Genomic DNA, 23,513 nt, shown 5'->3' on the forward strand with positions numbered 1-23,513 from the left:
CACAATTGGATTTTACACCTATGGAGAAGCAAATGAGGAAAAGTAACACAACCGGAGTGATGGACAAATGAGCAACATTGGCTTTCACCAGAACTTTAATCTATTCTTTGACGGGCTTGGATTGGCTCGACAGAATGTAGATCGTACAGAGCAGATGACGCTGCATTCTTCAATTGGAGAGGGCTCTATCCGTCGCTTTGTCCCGCGTCCGGATATGGAGGTCGTGATTTCTGATTACACCTTCCATGACAAGCATGCAATGAGTTTTGCCCCGAGAGAAGAAATGGTTGAGCTGAGTTATTGCTTTGAAGGAGCAAGAGAGGTTAGTCTTCAGGGCGTTCGTCAGGAAATTGTTTCAGGAACTTGTACATTACAATTTATGAAACAGGAGCAAACTCGTTTTGAGTTTATGGGAAAGCAGCCCTTTTATATGCTTGGTATTGGTATTCCAGTTTCCAGCTTTCATCATTTTATGGAAGAGGCAGATGGTACTAGATCGGTTCATTTTTCGGATATCTTGGGAAAACGCTCTTTCCGGGCTTTTCAACAAACGATCGATCCTCTTTCCTCGATTATCCTGCAACGCTTGATAAAGCTAGTAGATTCACCAAGAGCACGAAAATTCGAGATAGAATGCACGATCATGGAAATTCTGTCTGCAGCCTTCCGAACCTTTTTACTAGATAGGAATTCAGAATCGACCCAGCTTACCAAGGATGATATGGAAAAAATTCGCCAAGCGCGTGCGATCATGCTCGAGTGTATGGCAGAGCCGCCAACACTAATCGAATTGTCTCGAATGATTGGGCTTAATGACTATAAGTTAAAAAACGGCTTTAAGGAAATGTACGGGACTACAGTATTTGGATATTTACGGAATAAACGGATGGAAACGGCCCTTTTATTACTGCAAGGCGGCAAAATGAATGTGAACGAGGTATCTTGCGCAGTCGGGTATTCTAATCCTAGTTATTTTGCAGAAGCTTTTCGGGAAAGGTATGGTGTTAACCCTAGTGAGTTGGTTCGCCGTTCCGTTTCCTCTTGCCGCTAGTGAAAATAAGATTCACCGGCAGAGCAGTCAACTGTCATATTGGCTGATAAAAAAACATAAGGTTTTTTTCACCTAAACTGCCTGATAAGGGCAGTTTTTTTATTGCTTTTGGAATGAAGAATCGATGGACAAGTGCAGATAAGTTGAATGAAAGCCTTCATACAGGTTATGAAATGATAGATTGATAAATATCCCGCTAACCGCAATCTCATTTCCTCTACTGGTAGATATCAGGCGAACCCGCATTATAAGATGTATGCATTGATAATTAATCTCATTTGCCAAGTTGTTAGGCTAATGAAACAAAACCGCCTCAGGAAGCGGGAAAAAAGGAGAAGCAGAAGAAGATGCAGGGAACAAAGATACTGACTATTATCGTAGGGGTGGCTATGCTACTGCTAGCTGCAGGATGCACAGGAGCAGGCAAACCGAATACGGGAGTAACGGAGGAACAAACAACAGCTACCACAGCTAATGAAAAATCATCCTCCCATTCCTTCCCAAAAACAATTAAACACATGAAGGGACAAACCGTTATTCAGAATAAGCCAGTTAAAATTGCTACGCCATACATTGCTTTTGTAGACTATTTAGCTGTTCTGGATGAATATCCTTATGCCGCATCAGGAATTTCAACCATTGAACAAAACTTTCCTAATCTTAGTAAACGTATAGCAGGGAAAGCTATCATAGACCTTGGCTTAGAGGCAAATATGGAAAAATTACTAAGCGCGAAGCCAGATTTAATCATTGCAGCGGATGACATGATAGGCCAGTACGAACAAATGAGTCAGATTGCTCCAACTGTTATTTTTCCTCAAGCAGGTGATTGGCGAGAGACATTAGAGCAGATCGCTGCTGTAATTGGGAAAGAGGATGCAGCGACGAAGATATTAGCTGATTTTGACCAAAAGTCAGCAGATTACAAAAAGAAGCTGGCTTTTAGAAGCCAAGAGTCTGTGCTATTTACCATGTCACGAAGCAAGGATCAATTTGTAACCTGGGAGGAAAAACGTTTCGAGCCTTTTTATAAGGGATTAGGGCTAAAACCGGTGCCAGGAGCTGAAAAAGGTGGTCAATTGTCATTAGAGAGTTTAGCCCAACTAAATCCGGATCATCTGTTTGTGATTAATAATTGGCAAGATCCAATTCCGGGGGGAGTCAAGGAAGCGTTGAAAGATAATCAGGTATGGAACAGTTTGAAGGCAGTCAAAAACAATCAGGTGTATTTTTTAGAGGACCCTTCACTACCTGGGCCGATGGCGTTAGCTAAAATTGACGGTTTGGAAGAAATTATGCAAGCAATGGGGAAAAAATAAGGAGCGTAAAGGGAAAAATAATCTAACAAATAAATAAGGGGCTTTATGATGAAATTCAGATTCACGGTTATGTTCTTAATTGTGCTAGCTGGCATGATCTCAATAGCCGCCTTTAACCCGGTCATTGGTCCTCTTTCACGCAATTTAGGACTAAGCGAGGTTCAATCAGGTTGCTTGGTTTCGATCACAGGAATTTGTTGGCTACTAGGTGGTTATTATTGGGAACGAAGACCAGCCAAAAGTAGAAAAAAATTACTAGCTTCTATTATGTTTGTCTATTTAGTTACCCTAATCGTATTTGCTTTGCTCGCGGACAATGCCAAGAGTAATACGCTGGGTGTTGGTTCCGCTGGTTTATTTTGGATATTCTTGATTTTACGAGCCATTGCAGGCTTTTTCTTTGGGGGTATTCCTGCTAAAGCTCAAGCATATGTAATGGGCTGGACAACGCAGGAAACACGCACATGGGGGATGGCGTTATTCGGTGCGGCAAATGGTCTTGGTTTCGTGCTGGGACCAGCGATGAGTGGCGGATTAGCAGTGATTAGTCTGACCGTACCGATGTATGCGGTAGCTATGCTTATGTTGATTATTGCTGTTTTTTTCCTGTTATCCATTCCAGATGAACAGGAAAGTGAGATTCGTCGAACAACAGCCACGATCTCACCAAACGATTCACGAATCCGCCTTTATCTGTGGATTGGATTCGTTTTATCTGCTGCACTTAATATCGTTCAGGTTACGATTGGATTTTATATCCAAGATACCTTGGGCTACAATGCTCAAAATGCGACACAGCTTATCGGACTTGGGTTAGCTATTTCGGGTATTATGGTTGTTGCTTCTCAGGTTCTCATCAGTAAGTATTTAAAATGGAAACCTGTAAAAGTGCTACGAGTAGGTCTTTCATGTGTGACTTTAGGTTTAGTAGGATTTTTGTTGTTCATACGCTTTGCATACATTGATTTTGCTATTTTGGGAATTGGAATAGGGTTTACCTTATTAGGATATAGTTCGGGAGCTTCCCTAGCTGTTGAGGATCACGAGCAAAGAAGTGTTGCTTCCTTTATTGCTGCGCTACAAGGGGGAGGTTCGTTCTTTGGACCTGTTATCGGTACGCTGCTGTATACTAGCAATAAGGTGCTACCATTCTCGTTTTGTGTACTTTTGATTTGTTTGTCAGGAATTTCTTTATTTAGAAAAAGACATCGTGTAAAGGTTTCTGTCTAGCAAGAAAAAAGCGGAAAAATAGATGAAAGAACTTCGGGAGCGTGAAGATTTACTGGCTCTCGGAGTTTTTTTGTATCGGACAAAATAGTAAAGCTTATTGTTGTTTTGTGGTATAATTCAAAACATTTAAAATGGAGGTAAGCTTTACTATAGACGATATTCGTAAAGGGAGGCATTGTAGGTTAGAGAAAAGTTCAACAACTACAGAAAGCTGTGTTGAGAGACTACGCGATAGGGTTTAATTACCCAAATGAACCAATCAATAACAAAGGAGTGGACGTATGCTTCAAATTGTAAAATTGAATAAAGAAGATTACCCTAATGGGAAAGTCATTACATATCAATATCAATCAGATTATTATTACGATGTGCGGATGATATCTAGTGAGAGGGGATGGAGTGTCGACCTCAGCGTAGAAAAATTCGAGAAAACGTTTCAAAAAAAGGAGCTCGGCAATCTCTTTGATGATGATAAAGATGAGCTTGAGTGCTACGCTGCCCTGCGAGATAACAGAGAAGTGGGGATTATCACAATTGCTTATGCAAGTTGGAATCAGAGCTGTGTTATTTGGGATTTGTATGTAAATGAAGAGTGCAAGAGACAGGGGATAGGTAGAGAATTAATCCGTTTTGCTTGTAAACGAGCCAAGGAACTCAATAGTCGCATGATTACTCTAGAAACTCAGACTTCTAATCATCCAGCTATTCAATTTTATTTAGCCTGTGGGTTTACGTTCATTGGATTGAATGTCATGAGCTATTCAAACCAGGACATTGAGAAAAAGGAGGTAAGGATTGAAATGGCTCAATCCTTGAAGTGAATAATGGAGCAGTGAAGTAAATGGGGGAATAATCCCCCGTTTTTTAGTTTAACAGTTTGGTGAAATCTGGTTCCTGCTTTACCTATAAGGTTTTCTTAATTTTAAAAGTAGGCAGATCAACTATATATACAGTATATGTTTTATATACCTTGTCACTATTATTACCGTTTATAAGAATCTTATATGTACTGAAAATTGGATGTATTGTAATTGATATCTAAAATTTAATTTAGGAGGATTATGATAAAAAAATAGTAGCTTCATTAAGTGTGGTAGCAATACTAACTATGGCTGGTCCAGCATTAGCTCAAGGTAAGGTAGTGTCTTCTGTACAACCTAATAAATATTGCAAAGAATGCAATACTGTCAATCTTAAGTATCCGAAGAAAGAATATTCAAGAAGCTATTTTAAAGATTCTTATATCACGTATGGGGGTGAGCAATACCAATTCTCACACATTGATGATAATCTATCTACAGCTACTCATTGGGAGACTGTTTGGGTAAAAGAATAGTAAGATATAATTGAATATCCATCTAATAGTAAAGCTACTCATTTATTGCTGAGTAGCTTTTTTGCATGCAAAAGCCACCTATAAGTAGAAGGATAAATACGAAAGCAAGTTACTTGATATATAGGATGTAAATTTTTAGGAAAATATGGAAAGTTAAAAAACGCAACAGGAAATCGAATCTATACTAGAATTTTGCAGCGTTCCTGTTGCGGAATATTTAGCTGAATAAACTGAATCATTAAATGCCTTTTCCAATCGGAGAGGCGTTTTTTATGTGGAGCTGATAAGCTCCCTTTTTATTTTGTCCTAAAGGGGGTGATGAGAATTATGAGCCGGCATAGCGATTGCGATAGTAATGGATTAGGAGCGGTTGAACACGCGGATTTGGTCTCCAAATGATTACATACCTTTTGCTATTGTTGTGATGGCAGTAGCTTATAATGCGATAAACACTTGATTGTTTGAGGGAGATGTATCCGAAGCTGGCAAACTGGCTTTTATTGAGGATATGGCTGCAATGTGGATTCATTCAGGCATGAAATTTTCGTTTCAGAAGGGAGAAGTGGTGTATGAAACCACAAGACTTTATAAATAAGATTGCACCAAGTGCTGTAGCTGACATGAAGAAAACAAAGATACCCGCGTCTCTTACAATCGCTCAGGCTATCCTTGAATCAGCTTGGGGCGAAAGTGGATTAGTAAAGCGAGGCAACAACCTCTTTGGAATCAAAGGAACAGGCCCAGCAGGCATTTGCGCCATGCCGACAAAGGAAAATTACAACGGTCAATGGACAACCATTACAGCTAATTTCCGAGCTTATAACAACTGGGGAGAGTCTATTGCAGACCATTCCAAACTAATATTAAACGGCACAAGAGACAGGCCTACACGCTATCATGGCGTGCTAGGTACTGATTATAAAACTGCTTGCCATGCTATCCACAAGGGCGGATATGCCACTGATCCCGGCTATCCAGGTAAGCTAATTGGATTGATCGAAAAGTATGATCTAGCGAAATATGACAAGGAGGAATTAACAATGAAACCAGAGATAGCGAACGAAATTATTAGCCATTTACAAGGGCAATGGGCTTTTTACAATCAGATGGGGATGAATGATAAGGCTGTTAGGATTGGGCAATTGGCAGATGAATTAAGGGTGGCTAGTGGGCAAGCTACACAAAATAAATAAAACCAAGCCTCCTGTTTATGTACAGGAGGCTTGATTTAAAGATTTCTTTCTTAAATTTAAACGAAATAACCATTACATTTTTCTGAACATAGTAGATTTCTAGACTCTAGATTAGCTAGGATCTCAATAACTTCACGAGATAATCGAATTTCATGAACTAGCTCTTCTTTGACGATCGAGAGTTCAAATACCTAAAATTAATTTAAGTCTTTAAACCAGCTCGATGTGCCAACTATCTCTTTAGGCTTACCCTAGCCGCTACACGATATTTGAAATTTGATTTCCGCATTCCAAACTTCATAACAACCACCCTTTTATCCTGATCTACTTTCTATTCAGTCTTGAGTAATTCATATTAACTAGATGAAGGCATTTAGAATATTATAAAATAGAAAGCCGCCAGAATTTCTCTGACGGTTTATTACTTTATAGATGTATGAAAAAATCATTTATTGCATCCACTCTTTTGGACATATAAAACCGTTGAGGAGCCGTCTGGATGATTTGTAATACTTTTCATTTCTAAATACACACTTCCACTTTTAATAACATGTGGAATATATATACCGGGTTTATAAAATACGGTCTCTTCTTTGCATGTAGCAAAAATATCAATAGTTGACTGTTTCGAACTTGCATCAACGGATGTAATACCAAAAGAGGTTGCCAAAACTGTTACAAGGCTGGCTAATAATACAGATTTTTTCATACAAATCTCCCCTTTATAATCATTAAATGGTAATATAATGCAATTATACTATTTATTACTAATATTTTGAATAGATTTTTTCATTTTTTTATTTTAGATATTTCCACTTCTAACTATTGCATAGAATCTTGTCAGCTAATAAATTACGAACATATATTTGTGTTCGAGAAGATATTTTAATAACTAGCAAAATTCCTGACCCACTAATAACGAAATTTATTTTGCTAGAACATGCGGAACCGTTACGACAGCTTCATTGCAGATCGAAACCTATCATTTAAGAGGATGAGCTAACTGAGTTTTGTTACAGGAGATCTAGCTCACGTCAATATGACTATGCGATAACAATTCGCAGGTGGAAAAATGCAAAAGAGGGCAGGGGAGTAATTGAATTTGCTTGGGAATAGGTAAAAAAATTTGATTCGACGTATAACGGATTAAACTACGAAATAATAAGGATTTCTGATGGATACCTATTGAGGATGTAGTGAAGGTTGATCTAATTTTAATGAAGAAAGTCGTCTCCTTACATGTAGGAAACGACTTTTTGCAAACCAACTTTAAAAGACATAAATGAATATAGAAAGGGTTATTGACGACTTGTTGACCAATTTCGTCAACAAACGATAAGTGAACCATTTCTCATCTGACTTGGTAATGTGTCATCATTCCCTGAATCCTAATAAATTTTAGTCACCATTTGTTAATGAGCAAGAACAAAACTTTTCTTACTGCTTTATCTAAAATTCTTTGCCCAATCGGATTCCTTATGTTCCATTTCAAATACCCGTTACTTATTCTCGAAATAATCTTTTAGAGAAACCTCACTTTATTTAAAGGTGATACGATTTAAAAGCCTCGCCTTTTGATAATGAAACATCGATTGAGACAGCTCAAATATTGTTCCATTTACAAGGTATACTGTATTTTCAATAAGAAGTGCTGGATCGTGTTCATGTACTTCTAATAATTGTGCACTCTCTTTATCTATCTTTTCACAATGAATCACCTTATCTGCAAAACCGATATTGAGCTGTAAGTCCTCAATTAAATAACTATATATGGAGCTCGATGCTATTTCGTTATTTAAATAGGGAACAACGTCTTTTTTAAAGTGGCTGATTTCAATTGAAAATGCCTTACCGTCTACAATTCGTAATCGTTTCACAAAATATAGTTTCGTTCCTGCCTGACATTGCATTCGTTCTGCTAATGTCTCGTCGGCTTCCATTACATGTAGCTCTACTACCTTGGTTTCAATATTTTGGGAAGCAAGATTTTTCGTTAACCCCCGTAGACTTCCTAAATTAATATAATCGGTAATAGGGGATTCCCGTAAAAACATTCCACTGCCCTGCACTTGAAAAATGTATCCTCGATTGACAAGCTGACTTACAACCTTACGGATGGTATTGCGGCTAACCTGGAAGATATTCATCAGCTCTTCTTCAGTTGGTAGCTTTTTTGTCTCATTGAATTTCCCATCTCGGATATCTTTTTCTAAGATCTCGGCAATTTTTTTATACTTTACACTCATATTACGTCTCCTAAAATTAACTTTTCCTCATTATAATTCTTCACCCCTCGTTTCAATGATGTGCTTGTACCAGTGAAACGAAAGCTTCTTTTTACGCTTTAAATTGTCATTATGGTCGACAAAAATAAACCCATATTGCTTTTTATAACCATTTAACCAACTTAACAGGTCAATCACAGACCATGCATAGTATCCTTTTAGGTGAATTCCTTCTTGGATCGCGCGTTTTACAGCTTTTAAATGTTCTTCGATATATTTAATTCGCGGAACATCTACAATTTCTCCATCAATGATTGGATCTTCATCACCAAGCCCGTTTTCCGTCACATACATTTTAATGTTACCATATCTTTCTTTTAACATATGCAATCCATCTAAAAAACCTTTCGGAGATATTTCCCATCCCCATTTCGTATAGGTTTTGTCTTCCATACGCACTGTTCGATAAAATCCATCAAAAGAAGGATTGCCTGGAGCAAGAGTAGACGTTTCTCTAGAATGCTTTTCATTTCTGATATCCTTATCATATCGTTCTACTCGTATAGGCTGGTAATAGTTTAAACCGATAAAATCGTTTTTTTCAGCGTTTTGTTTGATCATCTCTAATTCTTCACTCGTCCAGTTAGGCATCCATCCCTTTTCTTTTAATTGCTCAATAACATAAGAAGGATATTCTCCCTTCAGAACTGGATCATAAAACCAGAACGTCTCATATTCATTCGCATGGCGTTCCGCTAGTTTATTACTTGGCTGATCATCTACGCTATAGGCAGGCAAGAAAACATGGGTAATGCCAATTTCTCCATATTGCTTTAACTGTTTGTACAATTGAACTGTTTTAGCATGTGCATAAAACACATAATGAGTAGCCTGAAAATAACGTGGAACATCATTCTGAATGCCCGGTGGATGGGCTCCTTTTACATACCCTAATCCGCAAAACATAACTGTCTCATTAAATGTAATCCAATGCTTTACTCGATCACCGAATGCATGAAAACAAATTTCGGCATACTTTACAAATGCCTCGGCGGTTCGCTTATTCGTCCATCCACCATCTTCTTCTAGTGTTACTGGTAAGTCCCAATGGTACAAAGTAACAAACGGAACGATTCCATATTGTAAGCATTCATCAATGACTCGATTATAAAATTCAATGCCTTTTTCGTTTATTTCACCATCTCCGGTTGGTAAAATACGTGCCCACGAAATGGAAAAACGATATGATTCCAATCCCATTTCAGCCATTAATCGGATATCTTCTTGAAAGCGATGATAATGATCAATAGCCACATCCCCATTAGTCTGATTGTATGTTTTACCAGGAATTTTTGAAAAAACATCCCAATTGGTAACGCCTTTTCCGTCTTCATTCCAAGCGCCTTCTATTTGATAGGATGCTGAAGCAGCTCCAAACAAAAAATCATGTGGAAATTTCAATGTATATACCTCCATTTTTATCATGATGAATTTTATTTATGTATACTTATTAGATTGGTAGGTACAAATATCTAAACGCAATTATACTCTAAACGACAACCTATTTCTAGATAAGATCATGAATGAAGCAAGGAATTTACTTGTAATTTGGTCATGAATTCATAAGTTAAACTGAATTACTACAAAAAATCAAACCAACTCAGAGTTCATGAAGAGCGTAGGCAGTTTATTAGGCAGGATGGTATAAATTATGGAGATTTAAACGTTTTAAAAGACAAAACATGATCTCTATTGCACGTAAATGAGATTCGGGATAGACCGCCATCTACTGTATACGTGAGAGCAACAGTGACGTGTTTATAGGTAAATGCGTCTTATAATAAGCTTCAGTTACGATTAAGCAGGAGTATGACTAGCGGCAAACGGCTAGCAAACAGTTGAGAAAAAGCGAAACGGCTCTGATGTAGACAGAGCCGTTTGATTCATTGTTCCGCAAGATGAACATAGACAACTTAGGGGAAATTAAAAAATGAAGTTCGGAGAGACTTGTAGACACGAGATTTATAGGCTACAGATGAGTAGGAAGCGGAACCGTCAAGAAATTTTTGGATCAAAGGGGAGAGGGGAGACTCGCAATAAATTATTGCTTGCCCTCTGTATATATTTGGAAGGTAACTCCAAACTTATCTGTTATAATGCCGTAAGCAGGACTAAAATGAGTTTCCTGCAGCGGCATATTCACTTGGCCACCCTCCTGCAGGGCTTCATAAATTTGTGTAGACTCTTCCTTCTTGCTTGTTGCAATACAGATAGTGACTTGATTACCTTTCTGATGCGGTTGACCTGGAAATGTATCTGAAAACATCAGGTCAGTTTCGCCAACTTTAACCATTGCATGTGCTACACGACCTTTTGCATTTGCAGGGATAGGAAATTCAGGATTCTCGGGCATCTCACCAAATGTTTGGTTAAAAAGGACTTTGGCATGTAAAGCTTTTTCATAAAATTGGATAGCCTCCTTGGCATTCCCGTCCATCACTAGATAAGGGATCAACTTTAGTGTCATTTCGAACCAGCTCCTTTGGTCTTACATGTTTTATCGTTTCTACAATGCTGATTGCTGCTTTGATCAGGCTTTTTTCTGAGTGCTGTTAACCAGAGAAACCAACCCTATATCTCATTATTAACATTAATGTGATTATAAAACAAAGAACGTATGTTTGTGAATTAGGCGTGAGAATGAAAATGTTGCGGTTAGATTATTTCGGAAAAATCAGAAGTGAATTGCAGTTCAAACAGGAAGGAAAGTAAGGAGTAGGTTAACTTGTTGCTATATTTCCTACATAGGCACCTTCGCGGTACTCCATATCTGATATGGCAAACCATTAAGCTGTGCTTGATTGTCTAATTCGTTTTGAATTTTTACTAGAGTTGGAAACACACCTGGTATTCTTTCATCTGGAAACCACAGGCGGCTCGTTTCAATAAGAATAAATAATCCTTCTACATCCCCAACGGCAGCAAATTGTTTCTCGTCCTTTCGCCATATTTCCTGGTCAAATGCTTCACAGATATGTTTGGAGCTTTCGGCAACATGAGGAACAGGCAGACCAATTTCACTGATATAAAGGATACTGTTTTCACTGAATGGAGCCTCAGAGGAGTTGTGTAAGGAGTGATGGGCAATAAACTCGACTAGATTACCGTCTGGATCATAAAAGTAGGCTGCAGTTGCATTCCAGGCAGGAAAAAAGAATTGATCCTGTCTGTCAGTAGAAAAGCAAGAGATTCCTTTGCGTTGAAGCCATTGCTTTGATTCTGTCAGCATATTTGAAGGGATCGTAAAAGCAAAATGATAATAAGCACCTAGATCAGTAACGTTTTTTTGGAATGTTATTTTAGACTCACCAGTTGCAATAGTAAATGCTTCAGCAGATTCTTGTGCGATAGGGAAACCTAGCAACTTTCCATAAAAAGACTTCATTTCGTCTAATCGATTCGTTTGTAGTACGATTTCCATGATTCGCATGCAAACACATCCTTTTTGAGTTTGTGTCATTGGAAGGCTAATCTGATTCCAGTTTAATAGATTCGCATCGTTTTTCATATCTTTTTCGAATTCCCAGAATACTTCCAGATCCATGAATGATAATATTCGTAGCATCAATCATAGTTTCCTCAGGATGCTTTATGATTGAAAAAATGTGACAAGGTAGTCTACTCTCACAAAAGAGCAGTACTACCTTTTTAGTTTCTTGTTTTGTACTTTTTGCCCCTGCTGATTAAGGTGGGGGTGTTTATGTAGGCTCTTTTTGTTAAGATCGCTGTAATTTCAGCCTTTCGCTCAACAGGCAGGATCATGGCGTAACATCGTCGAATATCGTTTAGCTAATATTTATCAAAAAAAGGAGACAAGGGCCATGCAGGGCTATAATGTTCTTATGATATATAGTAAAGATACGGATCGGCTGCTAATGTGCAAACGACTAAAGAACCCTTATAAGGGATTACGTAATCTGGTTGGCGGAAAAATCGAGAATGGAGAAACTGGGATCGAAGCTGCTTACAGAGAACTATTTGAAGAAACAAGCATTACAAAAGAAAATATTGCGTTGCATCATGTAATGGATTTTACGTACTATTTGCATCAATGCTATGTTGAAGTTTATGTTGGAAAATTGAGATGTGATGTCGAGATTTCAGGGGATGAAAATGAATTATATTGGTCTGACTTGAATCAGGATTTTTTTGACATGAGTCTATTTGCAGGTGAAGGTAATATTGGACATATGATCGAACAAGTGAAAATGAGCAAAGATAGATTGCTAACTGATTAAATAAAACATATTCTATTCAAACTGGCAAGCGATAGGTCATTACCATAGACACTAGTCTATAAATCCTTGTTCATGCAAGGATTTTTTGTTGGATTTATACAGGCAGGGGGGAAGATAGAAGGGGTTAGTTGATAATACAGTGTATGTTATCCAAACGAAAGTAAGTAAGTAAGTAATGCGGGCAAAGGTAAAAAGGAACAAAGGAGAATAAAAAAGCACAAATTGTAAAGCCCACCTTTAGCTAATAGAGGAGGGCTTGGCTGGACTGTTCGTCCTTATCAGAGTTTAACCCCAAAAAGGGTCATCACACCAGTTCACGCAATGGATCGGCAGGTTCCCGGTATTGAAGCGGGTTTTGATAGTTCTGGTAGCTACACCTGAATTCCTTTTTGTAATGAGTATAATCTCCATAGAGTTTTTATATGTTGAGGTTCACTTGTCAATCAAAGTACCGTCGAATATCTTCCAAAAAGGCTTGGACCGCGGGAGACAAATAACGATTTTTCATAAACGTTAAATAAACAGTCCTCTCCAATGCTGATGAATCAATCGTTTTTGATACGATGCACTCATCCATTGGCTCAGATAAATAATTTTCGGGGATAATCGTAATTCCGAGATTTTCTCTGACTAGTGTTAAGGCTGTTTCAAAGCGTTCAATTTCAAATTTGATTTTCGGTGTTATTTGTTCAAGTGTAAAGGCTGTTAAAATATCTTCTCTTGTCTGAAATCCTTCCGTACTAATGATAAAAGGCTCTCTTTCTAACTCTTCTAAAAGAATAGACCCCGGTTTCTGTGCCAGAGGGTGATCTCTGTGTAGCACAAGCACTAATCTTTCATCGTATAAAGGCAATGATTCAATATCCGGTTCATTTATATACTGATTTGTAATGAGTAGATGTGTATCATACTTTCTCAATGATTCCTTCACAGCTTTTCCACTCAGGACTTCGATCAGTTTAATGTTTATGGTAGGAAAACGATCCTGATACTTACGGATCACTTTTGGAATCCAATGCTTCACTGACTCAATGATGCCGATGATTAGATCACCACTGCCGGTCAGTTTTACCTCCTCCATCTCTTTTTTCAACATGTTCATCTGGGAAAGGAGGAGAATTGATTTTTTATATAAAATTTTACCAGCGTCAGTTAGTTCTACTTTTCTTGTATTTCGCTCAAGGAGTGGGGAGCCAATTTCTTGTTCCAAATTTTTAATAGCGTTGCTTAGCGAAGGCTGTGAAATATGCAGTTTTTGTGCGGCTTTAGAGTAGCTCAAGTGATTGGAAACCGTCACAAAATAATGCAATTGTTTGATGTCCAAAAGAAACCCCCTCCTTATTTATAGCTACAAACTATTAAATTATTTGAATTATATATTAGAAATAATAAGTTTGTCATTATATAATCAAAAAACAAATCTACTTCAGAAATTTCAGAAAGGGTGAATAAATTGGCAACGAATGTTCTAGCTGATTTATGGACCGGGCGAACTGATCATACGGAAAGAAGAAGCAGCTTTCGCTATCATCAAATTGTGGAATTGGTAGACTTGGAGAATTTGCAGCCCTCCAAGGATAGCACATGTGCAATTATTGGCTTTGAATGTGAAGAAGGAGTTAGACGCAATCAAGGCCGATTAGGTGCAGCCAAAGCTCCAAATGCTATTAGGCAAGCGCTTGCGAGTCTTCCTTGGAAACTGGAGGAAGGTAAACGTATTATCGATGTGGGGAATATTCAGTGCCAAAACGAAAAACTCGAAGATGCTCAGGAAGAATTAGGTCTGGCAGTCTCGAAACTTTTTTCAAAATCGGCTACTCCTATTATTATAGGAGGAGGACATGAAACGCTGTATGGACATTATTTAGGTGTCCGAAAACATATAGGCAACGCTTCGCTTGGCATTATCAATATTGATGCTCATTTCGATTTACGTTCGTATGAAAATCAGCCTTCATCTGGTACGATGTTTCGACAAATATTAGAAAATGACCAAAATAGCCAATATTTTGTACTTGGTATCCAACGTTTCGGGAATACACAGGAATTATTTGATAAAGCGGACGAACTCGGTGCCCAGTATATTTATGAAGAAGATATGACTGAAGAACGGATGGATGACATCATTACTGCATTAGACGAATTCATCGAAAAGCAGGATTATGTCATGCTTACGCTTTGTACAGATGTTTTAAATGCGGCATTTGCCCCAGGAGTCAGTGCGCCATCTCCATTTGGATTAACACCAATGGTTGTTCGTACCTTGATTCGCAGAGTGACAGCTCACAAGAAAACGCTTTCTTTTGATATTTGTGAAGTGAATCCTGTCTTAGATGAAAACGGAAGAACCGTAAAGTTAGGTGCTTATTTGACGAATGAAGCTATCATGAGATTTCTAGGGGGAGACAACTATGACTTTAGCACTTAATCAAGTAAATACGATTTTTCTCGCAGTTGCATTACTAGCAGTAGGATCATACCTAGTAAAAAAAGCAGGGTTTCTGCAAAAATTTTGTATCCCGGCACCAGTTGTTGGAGGGTTATTGTTTGCAATTATTGCAACGACCGTAAAAGCGATGGGACTTTTGGAAATTGCATTGGATACCTCACTTCAAAGCTTGTTCATGCTCACCTTCTTCACAACTGTAGGATTGGGAGCAAGCTTTAAACTCATCAAGCTAGGCGGCAAGCTGCTTGTCATTTACTGGATTGCATGCGGATTCTTGGCTTTAGCACAAAACGTGATTGGGGTTTCCTTGGCTTCATTGTTCGGCATTCATCCACTAATTGGTATGATGGCAGGCTCAGTATCTATGGAAGGTGGACATGGAGCTGCAGGTGCATTTGGACAAACCCTTGAAGATATGGGAATTCAATCAGCGTTGGCTATTGGGATCGCGGCGGCCACCTTTGGTCTTGTGGCGGGGGGCTTAGTTGGCGGACCGACTGTAAAATATTTAATTTCAAAATACGATCTAAAGCCGACTGAAATAGAAGATGAGATAGAGACAGTTGAAGAAAAAGCACAGCCCATTACGACAAACACCTTCTTCATCCAGGTCTTGCTCATTACATTTTGTATGGCAGTTGGTACGTATTTAGGTGAGCTGTTCACATCAGCAACAGGCTTTGTTCTACCTAGTTATGTAGGGGCCATGTTCGTGGCAGTTATTGCCCGCAACATTGTAGATAAATGGAATCCGAATGCAATTGACATGAAGAGCATCAACCTGATTAGTGATGTGACACTCGGAATCTTCCTGTCTATGGCACTCATGAGCATAAAATTATGGGAAGTAGCTGATCTTGCACTTCCAATGCTATTGATCGTGTTTGTACAAGTTGTATTTATCGTCCTGTTTGGTATTTTCATTTTGTTCCGATTGCTTGGTAAAAACTATGATGCCGCAGTAATGGTCGCAGGTTTTACAGGTCATGGCCTTGGCGCTACACCAAATGCTATGGCGAATATGGCTGCAGTGACTGAGCGATTTGGACCTTCGCGTAAAGCCTACCTGGTCGTTCCAGTTGTCGGTGCCTTTCTCATTGATGTGTTTGGTATGCCGATCATTATTACAACAATAAATTTATTTAAATAACAGGATGAAGACGAATTATGAAAACTGAACTATGCAGAAATCGTTCAGTCTGAGAAAGCATAATGGAGAAACATTTCTTACTATGAAAGAGGTTGTACAAGAAAGAAGGGTTACTAAGCTCAAACAATATTAATTCTCCATGCATAGCTTCAAGATATGAATAGGAAATTTGGACGTATCGTATTTTGTAATATAACCCATTCGTTCATGATCCTTATCTTATTCAGACGGATAAAAATTGCGGTTTTTCAGGTTATTTCAAGTATGGTCATATATGGTTCATTTTAAGCAAAAAACAGACCGTGGGAGGGGTAACCCACGGTCTGTTTGTGAATTAGAACCAAGTTATATGGATCCTGTAAGTCGTTTTACTTTTATGATCATGAATTAACGCAGGCTCAAATGGGGTAGGATTAAGAGCTATGACTTTTGTTCGGTTATTTGCAATATCCGGTTCAAGTCGAATCGTACCTGGTGCTCCTTCTACAAAAAATCCTGTATTTGGAATATAAAGATGATTGTCAACTACAAGGTTTTTCGTAACGATGCTATAACCAGGATACACAATGCTTGGTTGAATTGCATGTGCTGGGTCAAGGGATCGTTCAAGAGTAGAGTGTGCACTAGCAGCTTGTGCTCCAAACATCAAAGAAACTGCCATAAGTGAGGAAGCAAGAATTTTTACTTTTTTCATCATTACCACTCCTCCATATTTAGACACCCACAATGAGAATCAATAATATGTATACTGCTACGGGAAGGGTTATGGTTGAATTATATACATTTTTTACCATTTGTACATACAGAACAGAAGTCGAACAAACAATTAATTTTAGGCGGCTACTAACAGGAATAACATGAGCATAAATGAATAAATTACTTCTTCCCATTTCTCGAATTCAGAATAGAGATTTTTCTAAATAATCACTATCTGAATATCGGCCCAAACTGATATAATATGCTTACATGCAGCATGAAAAAGTGGTTCCAATACATCAACGACAGGTAAAGCCTATTAGGGAGATAATATGAAACCAGAATTCCTTTTTTTCACCTGTAAAATAAAAAATGATGATTCATTTAACGAATTAAAAAGCTTGTTCCATAAACTAAAAACAGCAAAAGAAGCAGGTAAACTGCATGACGGTGACTATGCACTTTGGAAGTCATTTTTTAAGAAAGAGCAATTGGTAAAGTTTTGGAACCCGTCTCAGCAGGAATTGGATGAATATTGGCGCCTGTACGATTCGTTACCAGTTGACGAGAGAAATACAGATCCTAGATTAAAAGTACCATGGGATTTTGAATCATGGTTAGATGCGATCGCCAGTGCTGAATATACGCTTATAAGCTGTGAATGTATAGATAAAAATAGAGGGAAATTTGAATATGACCCATGGGCATTTCCTTATGGAAGCGCTGATGCTCTTCGATTCTTACTTCAAATTTTTGACTGTGACATTATAGAAGAAGAAACTGGATATTGAAAATAGCAGCGAACCGGAAGCTGCTTTACATAATACGACGGCAAACATTCAAAAAGGAAGTGTAGAATATGAATTATCAAAAATTGAGTAAAGAAATTTCATATGCTCTGCGTCATGCACCACATGAATATGAATTAGAATTAGATGAATATGGATGGGTTCAAATTGAGCAATTATTGCATTCCCTACATGAGCAACCAGTATGGCGTAATGTGAGTCAAAAGGACCTGCAAGTTATGATTTCACAATCTGATAAGAAACGATTTGAAATGGAAAATGGAAAAATGAGAGCCCTCTATGGCCACTCAACAGCGAAAAAAGTTCTGAAAGAGGAAAGTGAGCCGCCAGAGTTTCTTTATCATGGGACACCAAAACGATTTGTTTCATTGATAATGGAACAGGGGCTATTACCTAAAGGAAGACAATATGTTCATCTATCAGAAGAAATTGAGACTGCAAAACAAGTGGGGAAAAGAAGGGATACGCATCCAGCTATTTTAAAGATAGAGGCAAAAAAAGCATGGGCGAATAAGGTTACTTTTTATCATGGGAACGAAATGGTCTGGCTGACTGACAAAATAGACAGGGAGTATATTTCGATACTTGAATAAGGAGTAAATAGAAGGATACTGTTATTCAGTTTTTTTGGACTTGAAGGATAAGTATACTTTTAGGTAGATCATTTAACAGTAGGCTTCAAAATGCCGTAAGGAAGCTGTTTTTTACAGAAATCTGAGGAACTGGTAAGAGAGAATTACCTCTATAAACAAGGAAAGGAGAGTCAAAAAAGGTTCATGTAATGGACTAGGTGTATAAATATGCAATTCTTACATTGCGTTGCGTCCTTTTATTGCTTATAATCATCAGCGAGGTGGTTAATATATGTCATTAACAGTTAAAATTACCATAAAGGACGACAAAGGAAAAGAAGCTGAAATAGAGCTACAAGAAACGGATAATCTAGCTAAATTAGTTATTGTTCAAAATGTATTCAACTTATTTGGTGTTGATAAAGATATACTGGAAACAGTGAACGAATTTGAAAAGATTGGCAAGGCTTACAGTCATTTTTTTGACAATATGAAACAAGAAGAAGAGCAGTTGGAAGAGAAGAATATAAGGGAAAAACGCATTGTTAATAATGAACAAATTAGGGAACAAATGATCAAAAGCTTTCAGGAGATCGAAGAGACAAAAGAGACAAAAGAGACGAAAGAGGCTGAAGCAAAGCCGGTTGATGAATCAGATTACTTAACTACAGGTATCAAGGAAGACTCAAATGGCAAAAAACGCTATAAATTAAGATATGAATGTCCTATCTGTATGAATAAGGGCGTACATTATATTTACAAAAATTCGACTGAGACATGGTGCCATTCCTGTGGAAGTAAGATGCCTATCAAAGCAGCACACAAGGATGGATTCCCAAATAGAGATTCACACGGGAATTTTTATCGAGCAGGAGACTACTATGATTACACCTGTTAGCAGTGATTACTCATAGTTGAATCGAAATTACTTTGGATGAGATGTATAAAAGTGACATGAACTGATGACCCCCAGAAGGTTTCTGGGGGTTTAATGAAGTGCTTGGTTTTCAGTCGCTTTTAGCTAGTAGGCAAATACTGGGATTATACCAGTATAAGCAGTGAAAGCATCATAAAACGAGTATTTTACAGGCTACTAATGGCTCTGACATTTTGTTTACGATATATTTTCCATGCAATAAACAGTGTAATCAGTAATATACAGGCAGTTAGATAGCTCCCCTCAGCACCAAAAGCTCCTCCAGAAAGCATGGCATCCCCGATCGGTTGAACCTTCACAAGGGAAGGCGCCCCTGATTCGCCACCCGAAACTGCAAATCCCAAAGCAGATTGTAAGAAATTCCATATAAAATGAGCACCAATAGGAAGCCATAGCTTACCAGTCATCTCTCTCATTAAACCTAGAAACAAGCCATCGAGAAAGAGGAACAGCATTGGGAGAAGTGACTCGGTAGAACCTGTGTTAAACAAATGAATAGATGCAAACAAAAGAGAGGAAAGCAGAATTGAAGCTTTAATGCCAAATGACTCCTTTACAAGTCCTTGAATATATCCTCTCATCAGTCCTTCTTCAACGATGGCAACCACTATCCACTTGGGAATGGTAGACAGAATAGCCCCCAGAAGATAGACATCTATGTGTACGCTTGTAAGCTGTATCCCACCGAATAACCAAATAAGTGCACAGGAAAGGAAAATTGTACAGGCTCCTATTCCAATACCCATTACGAGCTGCTTCCAGCTTTCCCCTCCTCCAAATCCTAGGGACCAAAGACGTTTTCTTTCAAATAGCCGATAGGTAATCCATACTCCAATTAGCATTCCTATTTGAGACAAATCTTTGAGTGAGGCAGGCAATAGTGCATGGAGGAGAAATGAAATGAGGAAGCCCATCAGGATTGTGAGTGCTATTTTTGCGATGACTTGTAGGGAGTGTACGATGGTTTTCATTGAAGAGGCCTCCTAGATCTTTTACCTAATCATATCTTTCCATTTTAAGCTATTGGATGAGTATATGAAAGACTCATTACCTTATTTTCACAAATATTCCACCATCTCGATTGAATCATTATCATATAAAGCTACTGCTGCCAAATGGCCTGATCCATAACGTGATTATCTACATGAGAAGCAGGGAGCATTAACAGATCGGAGTAGCTTTTATGAATAATAGATATAACTCATAGTACAGCGCATCCATTGATAATGATAACTATTATCATATATAATGAAGCATGCATAATGATACAAGCTAGGATGACTGCTGAGGAGTAGAATAGACAGAGTGCGGATAAGTGAACAGCTTATTTCATGGAATTAGGTTTTCATTAACGATATCGATATTCGTTATGTAACATGAAGCTTGATGACGAAAGCAACAATCCTATCGGCAACCAGCCGGTTGGATTGTATGCGGTGTGCGGCAGTGCTGCCAAACAACTTGAGGGGATACAACATCAAGTAACTCGATTTCATAATTTTTGCATGATGGCAAGGGGCGCTCATTGTTTGTTCAGGTAGTCGTGATATGTAGCGTACTTTAAGGAGATGAATGACAGTTATGCAAATGAACGACTATTTTGTGCTGTGGAATCATGCTTTCATTCGGGTGTTGGATATCCGCCATGCGATCCTGAGGGTAGGAGAAGAGCTTGGCTCCTATCGACTCCCCACAAGCAGTTTTTTGTATGCAACTCGTGGTGTTGCCCAAATACTGCTTGACGGGGAAGTTCATCGATCAGAGAGATTCCATGTGCTCCATAGCGGGAAGGGGGCATGCTTAGAGATTATAGGGATAGAAGACGAGTTTGAATACTATTTGATTCTATATAAGGCTACTCTTCCACGTCCATGTAGCCAGGACATTCTGGAACTGTTGGAAAATAGCAATCCCTTTCAAATACAGTACAGCTTTTCACCAAATGACCCAATCTCACTATTCCATAAAGTGAAAGCTATGAATCAAGAATGGAAACAACCAAGGTCAATTGAACATTTTCACGTTAAATCGGAGTTTTATCAATTTGTCTACAGTATTTTGCGGCAGCTCCAAGGTCAAGAGATTGATGTGAAAGAGCCGGGAATTGTTACACAAGTGATTTTGTATATGCAAAAGCATTATTCGGAATCGATCACTCTCGAATCCCTTGCAGAGACTTTAAACTACAGTGTTCCCCACTTATCAGCTCTGTTCAAAAAGGAGACCGGGCACAGTCTGATTCATTATCTGATTCAGATAAGAATGGATAAGGCAGCAAGTCTACTAGTAGAAACGGATGCAACATTACGTGAAATAGCTGTCAGTGTAGGTTATGAGGACCCGTATTATTTTGGGCGTCTATTCAAAAAGTACAAGGGTGTTTCGCCTGCTCGGTATCGAGTTAGAGAGCTACAGCATCAAACAGAAAAAAGTCCTTCTAACTTCATTCGATCCTCCATTGAAGTTCAAAAGGGGCCGCGCTATATTGAGGGTGATATTCATTATCAATATAAGAGAGAGGGACTTACACCGATGTACAAACAATCTAGGTCAACTACTACGGCAACATTATTCCTTTGCTTCGCGTTGCTTCTCAGTGCGTGCTCTGTTGGCACTTCAAACACGAATACAGCAACCTCGGGGAATCAATCGTCATCTGCGGGCTCAGTATCGCACAGTTCTGCTCAAGCGAATTCCGTTCAGGCTTCTGAAAGCGCGCCAACCAAAATAGTATCGACGGTTACCGGTGACATACGCATTCCAGTTAACCCCCAAAGGATTATAGCTGACCAGTATCTGGGCAGTTTTATTGCGCTTGGTATTACCCCCATTGGAACTCCCGGACTGCACCGCAAAAATCCGTATTTTGCCGAAGCACTCAAGGATGTGGAGGATATTGGTGATGTGGAGGGTTCATTGGAAAAGGTGATTGATTTACAACCAGACCTGATCATAACAGGGTCGGCAGAAGCTCATAGCAGATATCAGCAATTATCCAAAATTGCCCCTACCATATCGATTCCTTATGGCGAATTAAAAAATGCCCATGAAGAGCTGACTTATTTTGGCAAGCTGCTAGGTAAGGAAAAAGAAGCTGAAAAATGGCTTGCGGAGTACGATCATCGTATTTCTGTAGCAAGAGAAAAGGCAAGGAAAGCAGTGCCTTCTAATGCTACCTTTTCTATATTTGAGCTCACACCCAAGGCGACCTATGCTTACGGGGACAATTTTGGACGAGGCGGTCAAGCTGTATATCAAGCATTGGGATTCAAGCCTCCAGCACCGATAGCAGCCGAAATACTTAAAAAACAGTGGATTGCGTTGTCTAACGAGTTACTACAACAATATGCAGGTGATTATATCATCCTGACCTCTAACGACCGCACCTTAGAGGACTTGAAAGCCGATCCGATCTGGGCTTCTCTTGAAGCAGTCAAAAACAATCGTGTTTACATATGGAAAGAAGAGCGATCCTGGTACTTTGACCCAATCGCAGTATTGTCGCAAACAGAGGAAATCGCCGATTGGCTGGCAGGTCAGCGCTAAGTGTGTATAGAAACATTATTTATAAAGATGAAAGTTCAATAAACAAAGCGAATCATGCAGTGAAGCGTCCCGTTTGCATGTTAGGTAGCCTAGAGCTTTTCTATAGTCGATGTAAGAGGGGGCTTCACTGTTTTGCTAGATACGAGCTTTGTGGATGTTCTTGTTATATATTTCACAATTTAACTCGTTATAATTATGAAAGGGAAATTTTCAGTTATTTACGAAAAGAGTGCTTATAATACGCTATCCTAATTGCTTTATATCCATTTTTTGCTTATAATCATTTTCGAGGTGGTCTAAAATGTCATTAATAGTTAAAATTTCCATCAAAGATGATAAGGGCAAAGAAGCGGGAATCGAGCTTCAGGAAAACGACTATTTAGCTAAATTAGTGATTATTCAGAACGTATTTAATCTTTTTGGTGTGGACAAGGATATTCTAAAAACAGTAAACGAGTTCGAAAAAATAGGTAAGGCTTATAGTAATTTCTTTGAAAATATGCAGCAAGAAGAGGAGCAGAAGATAGAACAGCATCTAGACAATAACGATGAGGAACAAGAACAAGTAAGTGCTGATTTGCTGGAGGATAAGAAGCCAAATGATAGTCAAGAAAATGTTGTTCATGTTGCAGATTATCTAACAACAGGAATTAAAGAAGATGCAAACGGAACAAAACGCTACAAATTAAGATATGAATGTCC

21 protein-coding genes and 1 pseudogene are annotated in these 23,513 nt (G+C 38.6%); 14 read left to right on the forward strand and 8 right to left on the reverse strand.

All coding sequences use genetic code 11. From position 1 onward, the window contains the following. The first annotated feature begins 67 nt into the window (after positions 1-67). The 5 genes from AYJ08_RS09510 (at position 68) to AYJ08_RS09535 (ending at position 6,129) form a co-directional block, all read left to right on the forward strand. The gene (locus AYJ08_RS09510; protein WP_064017516.1) at positions 68-1,051 is read left to right on the forward strand and encodes a helix-turn-helix transcriptional regulator; all 984 of its coding nucleotides are present in this window, start codon (positions 68-70) and stop codon (positions 1,049-1,051) included. A 347-nt stretch (positions 1,052-1,398) separates the two neighbouring features. After that, entirely contained in the window at positions 1,399-2,370 is a 972-nt protein-coding gene (locus AYJ08_RS09515; protein WP_064017517.1) for an ABC transporter substrate-binding protein, read from the forward strand. A 45-nt stretch (positions 2,371-2,415) separates the two neighbouring features. Then, complete coding sequence (locus tag AYJ08_RS09520) at positions 2,416-3,600, forward strand: MFS transporter (RefSeq protein WP_082890909.1); 1,185 nt, start codon at positions 2,416-2,418, stop codon at positions 3,598-3,600. Positions 3,601-3,881: 281 nt separating this feature from the next. Continuing rightward, entirely contained in the window at positions 3,882-4,421 is a 540-nt protein-coding gene (locus AYJ08_RS09525) for a GNAT family N-acetyltransferase (protein ID WP_064017519.1), read from the forward strand. A 1,084-nt stretch (positions 4,422-5,505) separates the two neighbouring features. Next, positions 5,506-6,129, forward strand: coding sequence for a glycoside hydrolase family 73 protein (locus AYJ08_RS09535; RefSeq protein WP_064017521.1), 624 nt, complete (start codon positions 5,506-5,508; stop codon positions 6,127-6,129). A gap of 445 nt (positions 6,130-6,574) precedes the next feature. Here AYJ08_RS09535 and AYJ08_RS09540 read toward each other — a convergent pair whose 3' ends face one another. Further along, on the reverse strand, positions 6,575-6,838 hold the full coding sequence (locus tag AYJ08_RS09540) for a hypothetical protein (RefSeq protein ID WP_064017522.1): 264 nt from the start codon (positions 6,836-6,838) through the stop codon (positions 6,575-6,577). A gap of 179 nt (positions 6,839-7,017) precedes the next feature. Here AYJ08_RS09540 and AYJ08_RS24440 point away from each other — a divergent pair. Next, positions 7,018-7,304, forward strand: a pseudogene (locus AYJ08_RS24440) (YolD-like family protein). Positions 7,305-7,667: 363 nt separating this feature from the next. On the opposite strand, the gene AYJ08_RS09545 reads toward AYJ08_RS24440, so the two are convergent. The 4 genes from AYJ08_RS09545 to AYJ08_RS09560 form a co-directional block, all read right to left on the reverse strand. Continuing rightward, positions 7,668-8,375, reverse strand: a complete 708-nt coding sequence (locus tag AYJ08_RS09545) for a GntR family transcriptional regulator (RefSeq protein ID WP_064017523.1) — start codon at positions 8,373-8,375, stop codon at positions 7,668-7,670. Between the two features lie 30 nt (positions 8,376-8,405). Further along, complete coding sequence (locus AYJ08_RS09550; protein WP_031414795.1) at positions 8,406-9,815, reverse strand: GH1 family beta-glucosidase; 1,410 nt, start codon at positions 9,813-9,815, stop codon at positions 8,406-8,408. Between the two features lie 640 nt (positions 9,816-10,455). Further along, a complete protein-coding gene (locus tag AYJ08_RS09555) occupies positions 10,456-10,881 on the reverse strand; it encodes a VOC family protein (RefSeq protein WP_064017524.1) in 426 nt (141 codons plus the stop codon). Positions 10,882-11,154: 273 nt separating this feature from the next. Then, positions 11,155-11,979: a VOC family protein gene (locus AYJ08_RS09560; protein ID WP_231929070.1), complete on the reverse strand. Its 825-nt coding sequence runs from the start codon at positions 11,977-11,979 to the stop codon at positions 11,155-11,157. Positions 11,980-12,235: 256 nt separating this feature from the next. On the opposite strand from AYJ08_RS09560, the gene AYJ08_RS09565 reads away from it, so the two are divergent. Continuing rightward, positions 12,236-12,652: an NUDIX hydrolase gene (locus AYJ08_RS09565; RefSeq protein ID WP_064017525.1), complete on the forward strand. Its 417-nt coding sequence runs from the start codon at positions 12,236-12,238 to the stop codon at positions 12,650-12,652. Positions 12,653-13,091: 439 nt separating this feature from the next. Here the strand turns inward: AYJ08_RS09565 and AYJ08_RS09570 are convergent, their stop codons facing one another. After that, positions 13,092-13,976: a LysR family transcriptional regulator gene (locus AYJ08_RS09570; protein WP_064017526.1), complete on the reverse strand. Its 885-nt coding sequence runs from the start codon at positions 13,974-13,976 to the stop codon at positions 13,092-13,094. Between the two features lie 120 nt (positions 13,977-14,096). On the opposite strand from AYJ08_RS09570, the gene hutG reads away from it, so the two are divergent. Next, the gene (gene hutG, locus AYJ08_RS09575; RefSeq protein WP_064017527.1) at positions 14,097-15,080 is read left to right on the forward strand and encodes a formimidoylglutamase; all 984 of its coding nucleotides are present in this window, start codon (positions 14,097-14,099) and stop codon (positions 15,078-15,080) included. Continuing rightward, positions 15,064-16,251, forward strand: a complete 1,188-nt coding sequence (gene gltS / locus AYJ08_RS09580) for a sodium/glutamate symporter (protein WP_064017528.1) — start codon at positions 15,064-15,066, stop codon at positions 16,249-16,251. The genes hutG and gltS overlap by 17 nt, the downstream gene beginning before the upstream one ends. A gap of 334 nt (positions 16,252-16,585) precedes the next feature. Here the strand turns inward: gltS and AYJ08_RS09585 are convergent, their stop codons facing one another. Further along, positions 16,586-16,948 (reverse strand): hypothetical protein, encoded by a 363-nt coding sequence (locus AYJ08_RS09585; RefSeq protein WP_064017529.1) that lies wholly within the window; start codon positions 16,946-16,948, stop codon positions 16,586-16,588. A 331-nt stretch (positions 16,949-17,279) separates the two neighbouring features. On the opposite strand from AYJ08_RS09585, the gene AYJ08_RS09590 reads away from it, so the two are divergent. The 3 genes from AYJ08_RS09590 to AYJ08_RS09600 all read left to right on the forward strand — a co-directional run bounded on the left by AYJ08_RS09590 (position 17,280) and on the right by AYJ08_RS09600 (position 19,226). Further along, on the forward strand, positions 17,280-17,738 hold the full coding sequence (locus tag AYJ08_RS09590) for a hypothetical protein (RefSeq protein ID WP_064017530.1): 459 nt from the start codon (positions 17,280-17,282) through the stop codon (positions 17,736-17,738). 68 nt (positions 17,739-17,806) lie between these two features. Next, entirely contained in the window at positions 17,807-18,349 is a 543-nt protein-coding gene (locus tag AYJ08_RS09595; RefSeq protein WP_064017531.1) for an RNA 2'-phosphotransferase, read from the forward strand. A gap of 271 nt (positions 18,350-18,620) precedes the next feature. Next, positions 18,621-19,226 (forward strand): hypothetical protein, encoded by a 606-nt coding sequence (locus AYJ08_RS09600; RefSeq protein WP_064017532.1) that lies wholly within the window; start codon positions 18,621-18,623, stop codon positions 19,224-19,226. A gap of 185 nt (positions 19,227-19,411) precedes the next feature. Here AYJ08_RS09600 and AYJ08_RS09605 read toward each other — a convergent pair whose 3' ends face one another. Continuing rightward, a complete protein-coding gene (locus AYJ08_RS09605; RefSeq protein ID WP_064017533.1) occupies positions 19,412-20,236 on the reverse strand; it encodes a CPBP family intramembrane glutamic endopeptidase in 825 nt (274 codons plus the stop codon). A 601-nt stretch (positions 20,237-20,837) separates the two neighbouring features. On the opposite strand from AYJ08_RS09605, the gene AYJ08_RS09610 reads away from it, so the two are divergent. Beyond that, complete coding sequence (locus tag AYJ08_RS09610; protein WP_064017534.1) at positions 20,838-22,811, forward strand: AraC family transcriptional regulator; 1,974 nt, start codon at positions 20,838-20,840, stop codon at positions 22,809-22,811. Between the two features lie 301 nt (positions 22,812-23,112). Then, positions 23,113-23,513: hypothetical protein (locus tag AYJ08_RS09615; protein WP_064017535.1), on the forward strand; the 401-nt coding region annotated here is incomplete at its 3' end.

The organism is Brevibacillus sp. SKDU10, assembly GCF_001645205.1.
Classification (GTDB): Bacteria; Bacillota; Bacilli; order Brevibacillales; family Brevibacillaceae; genus Brevibacillus_B; species Brevibacillus_B halotolerans.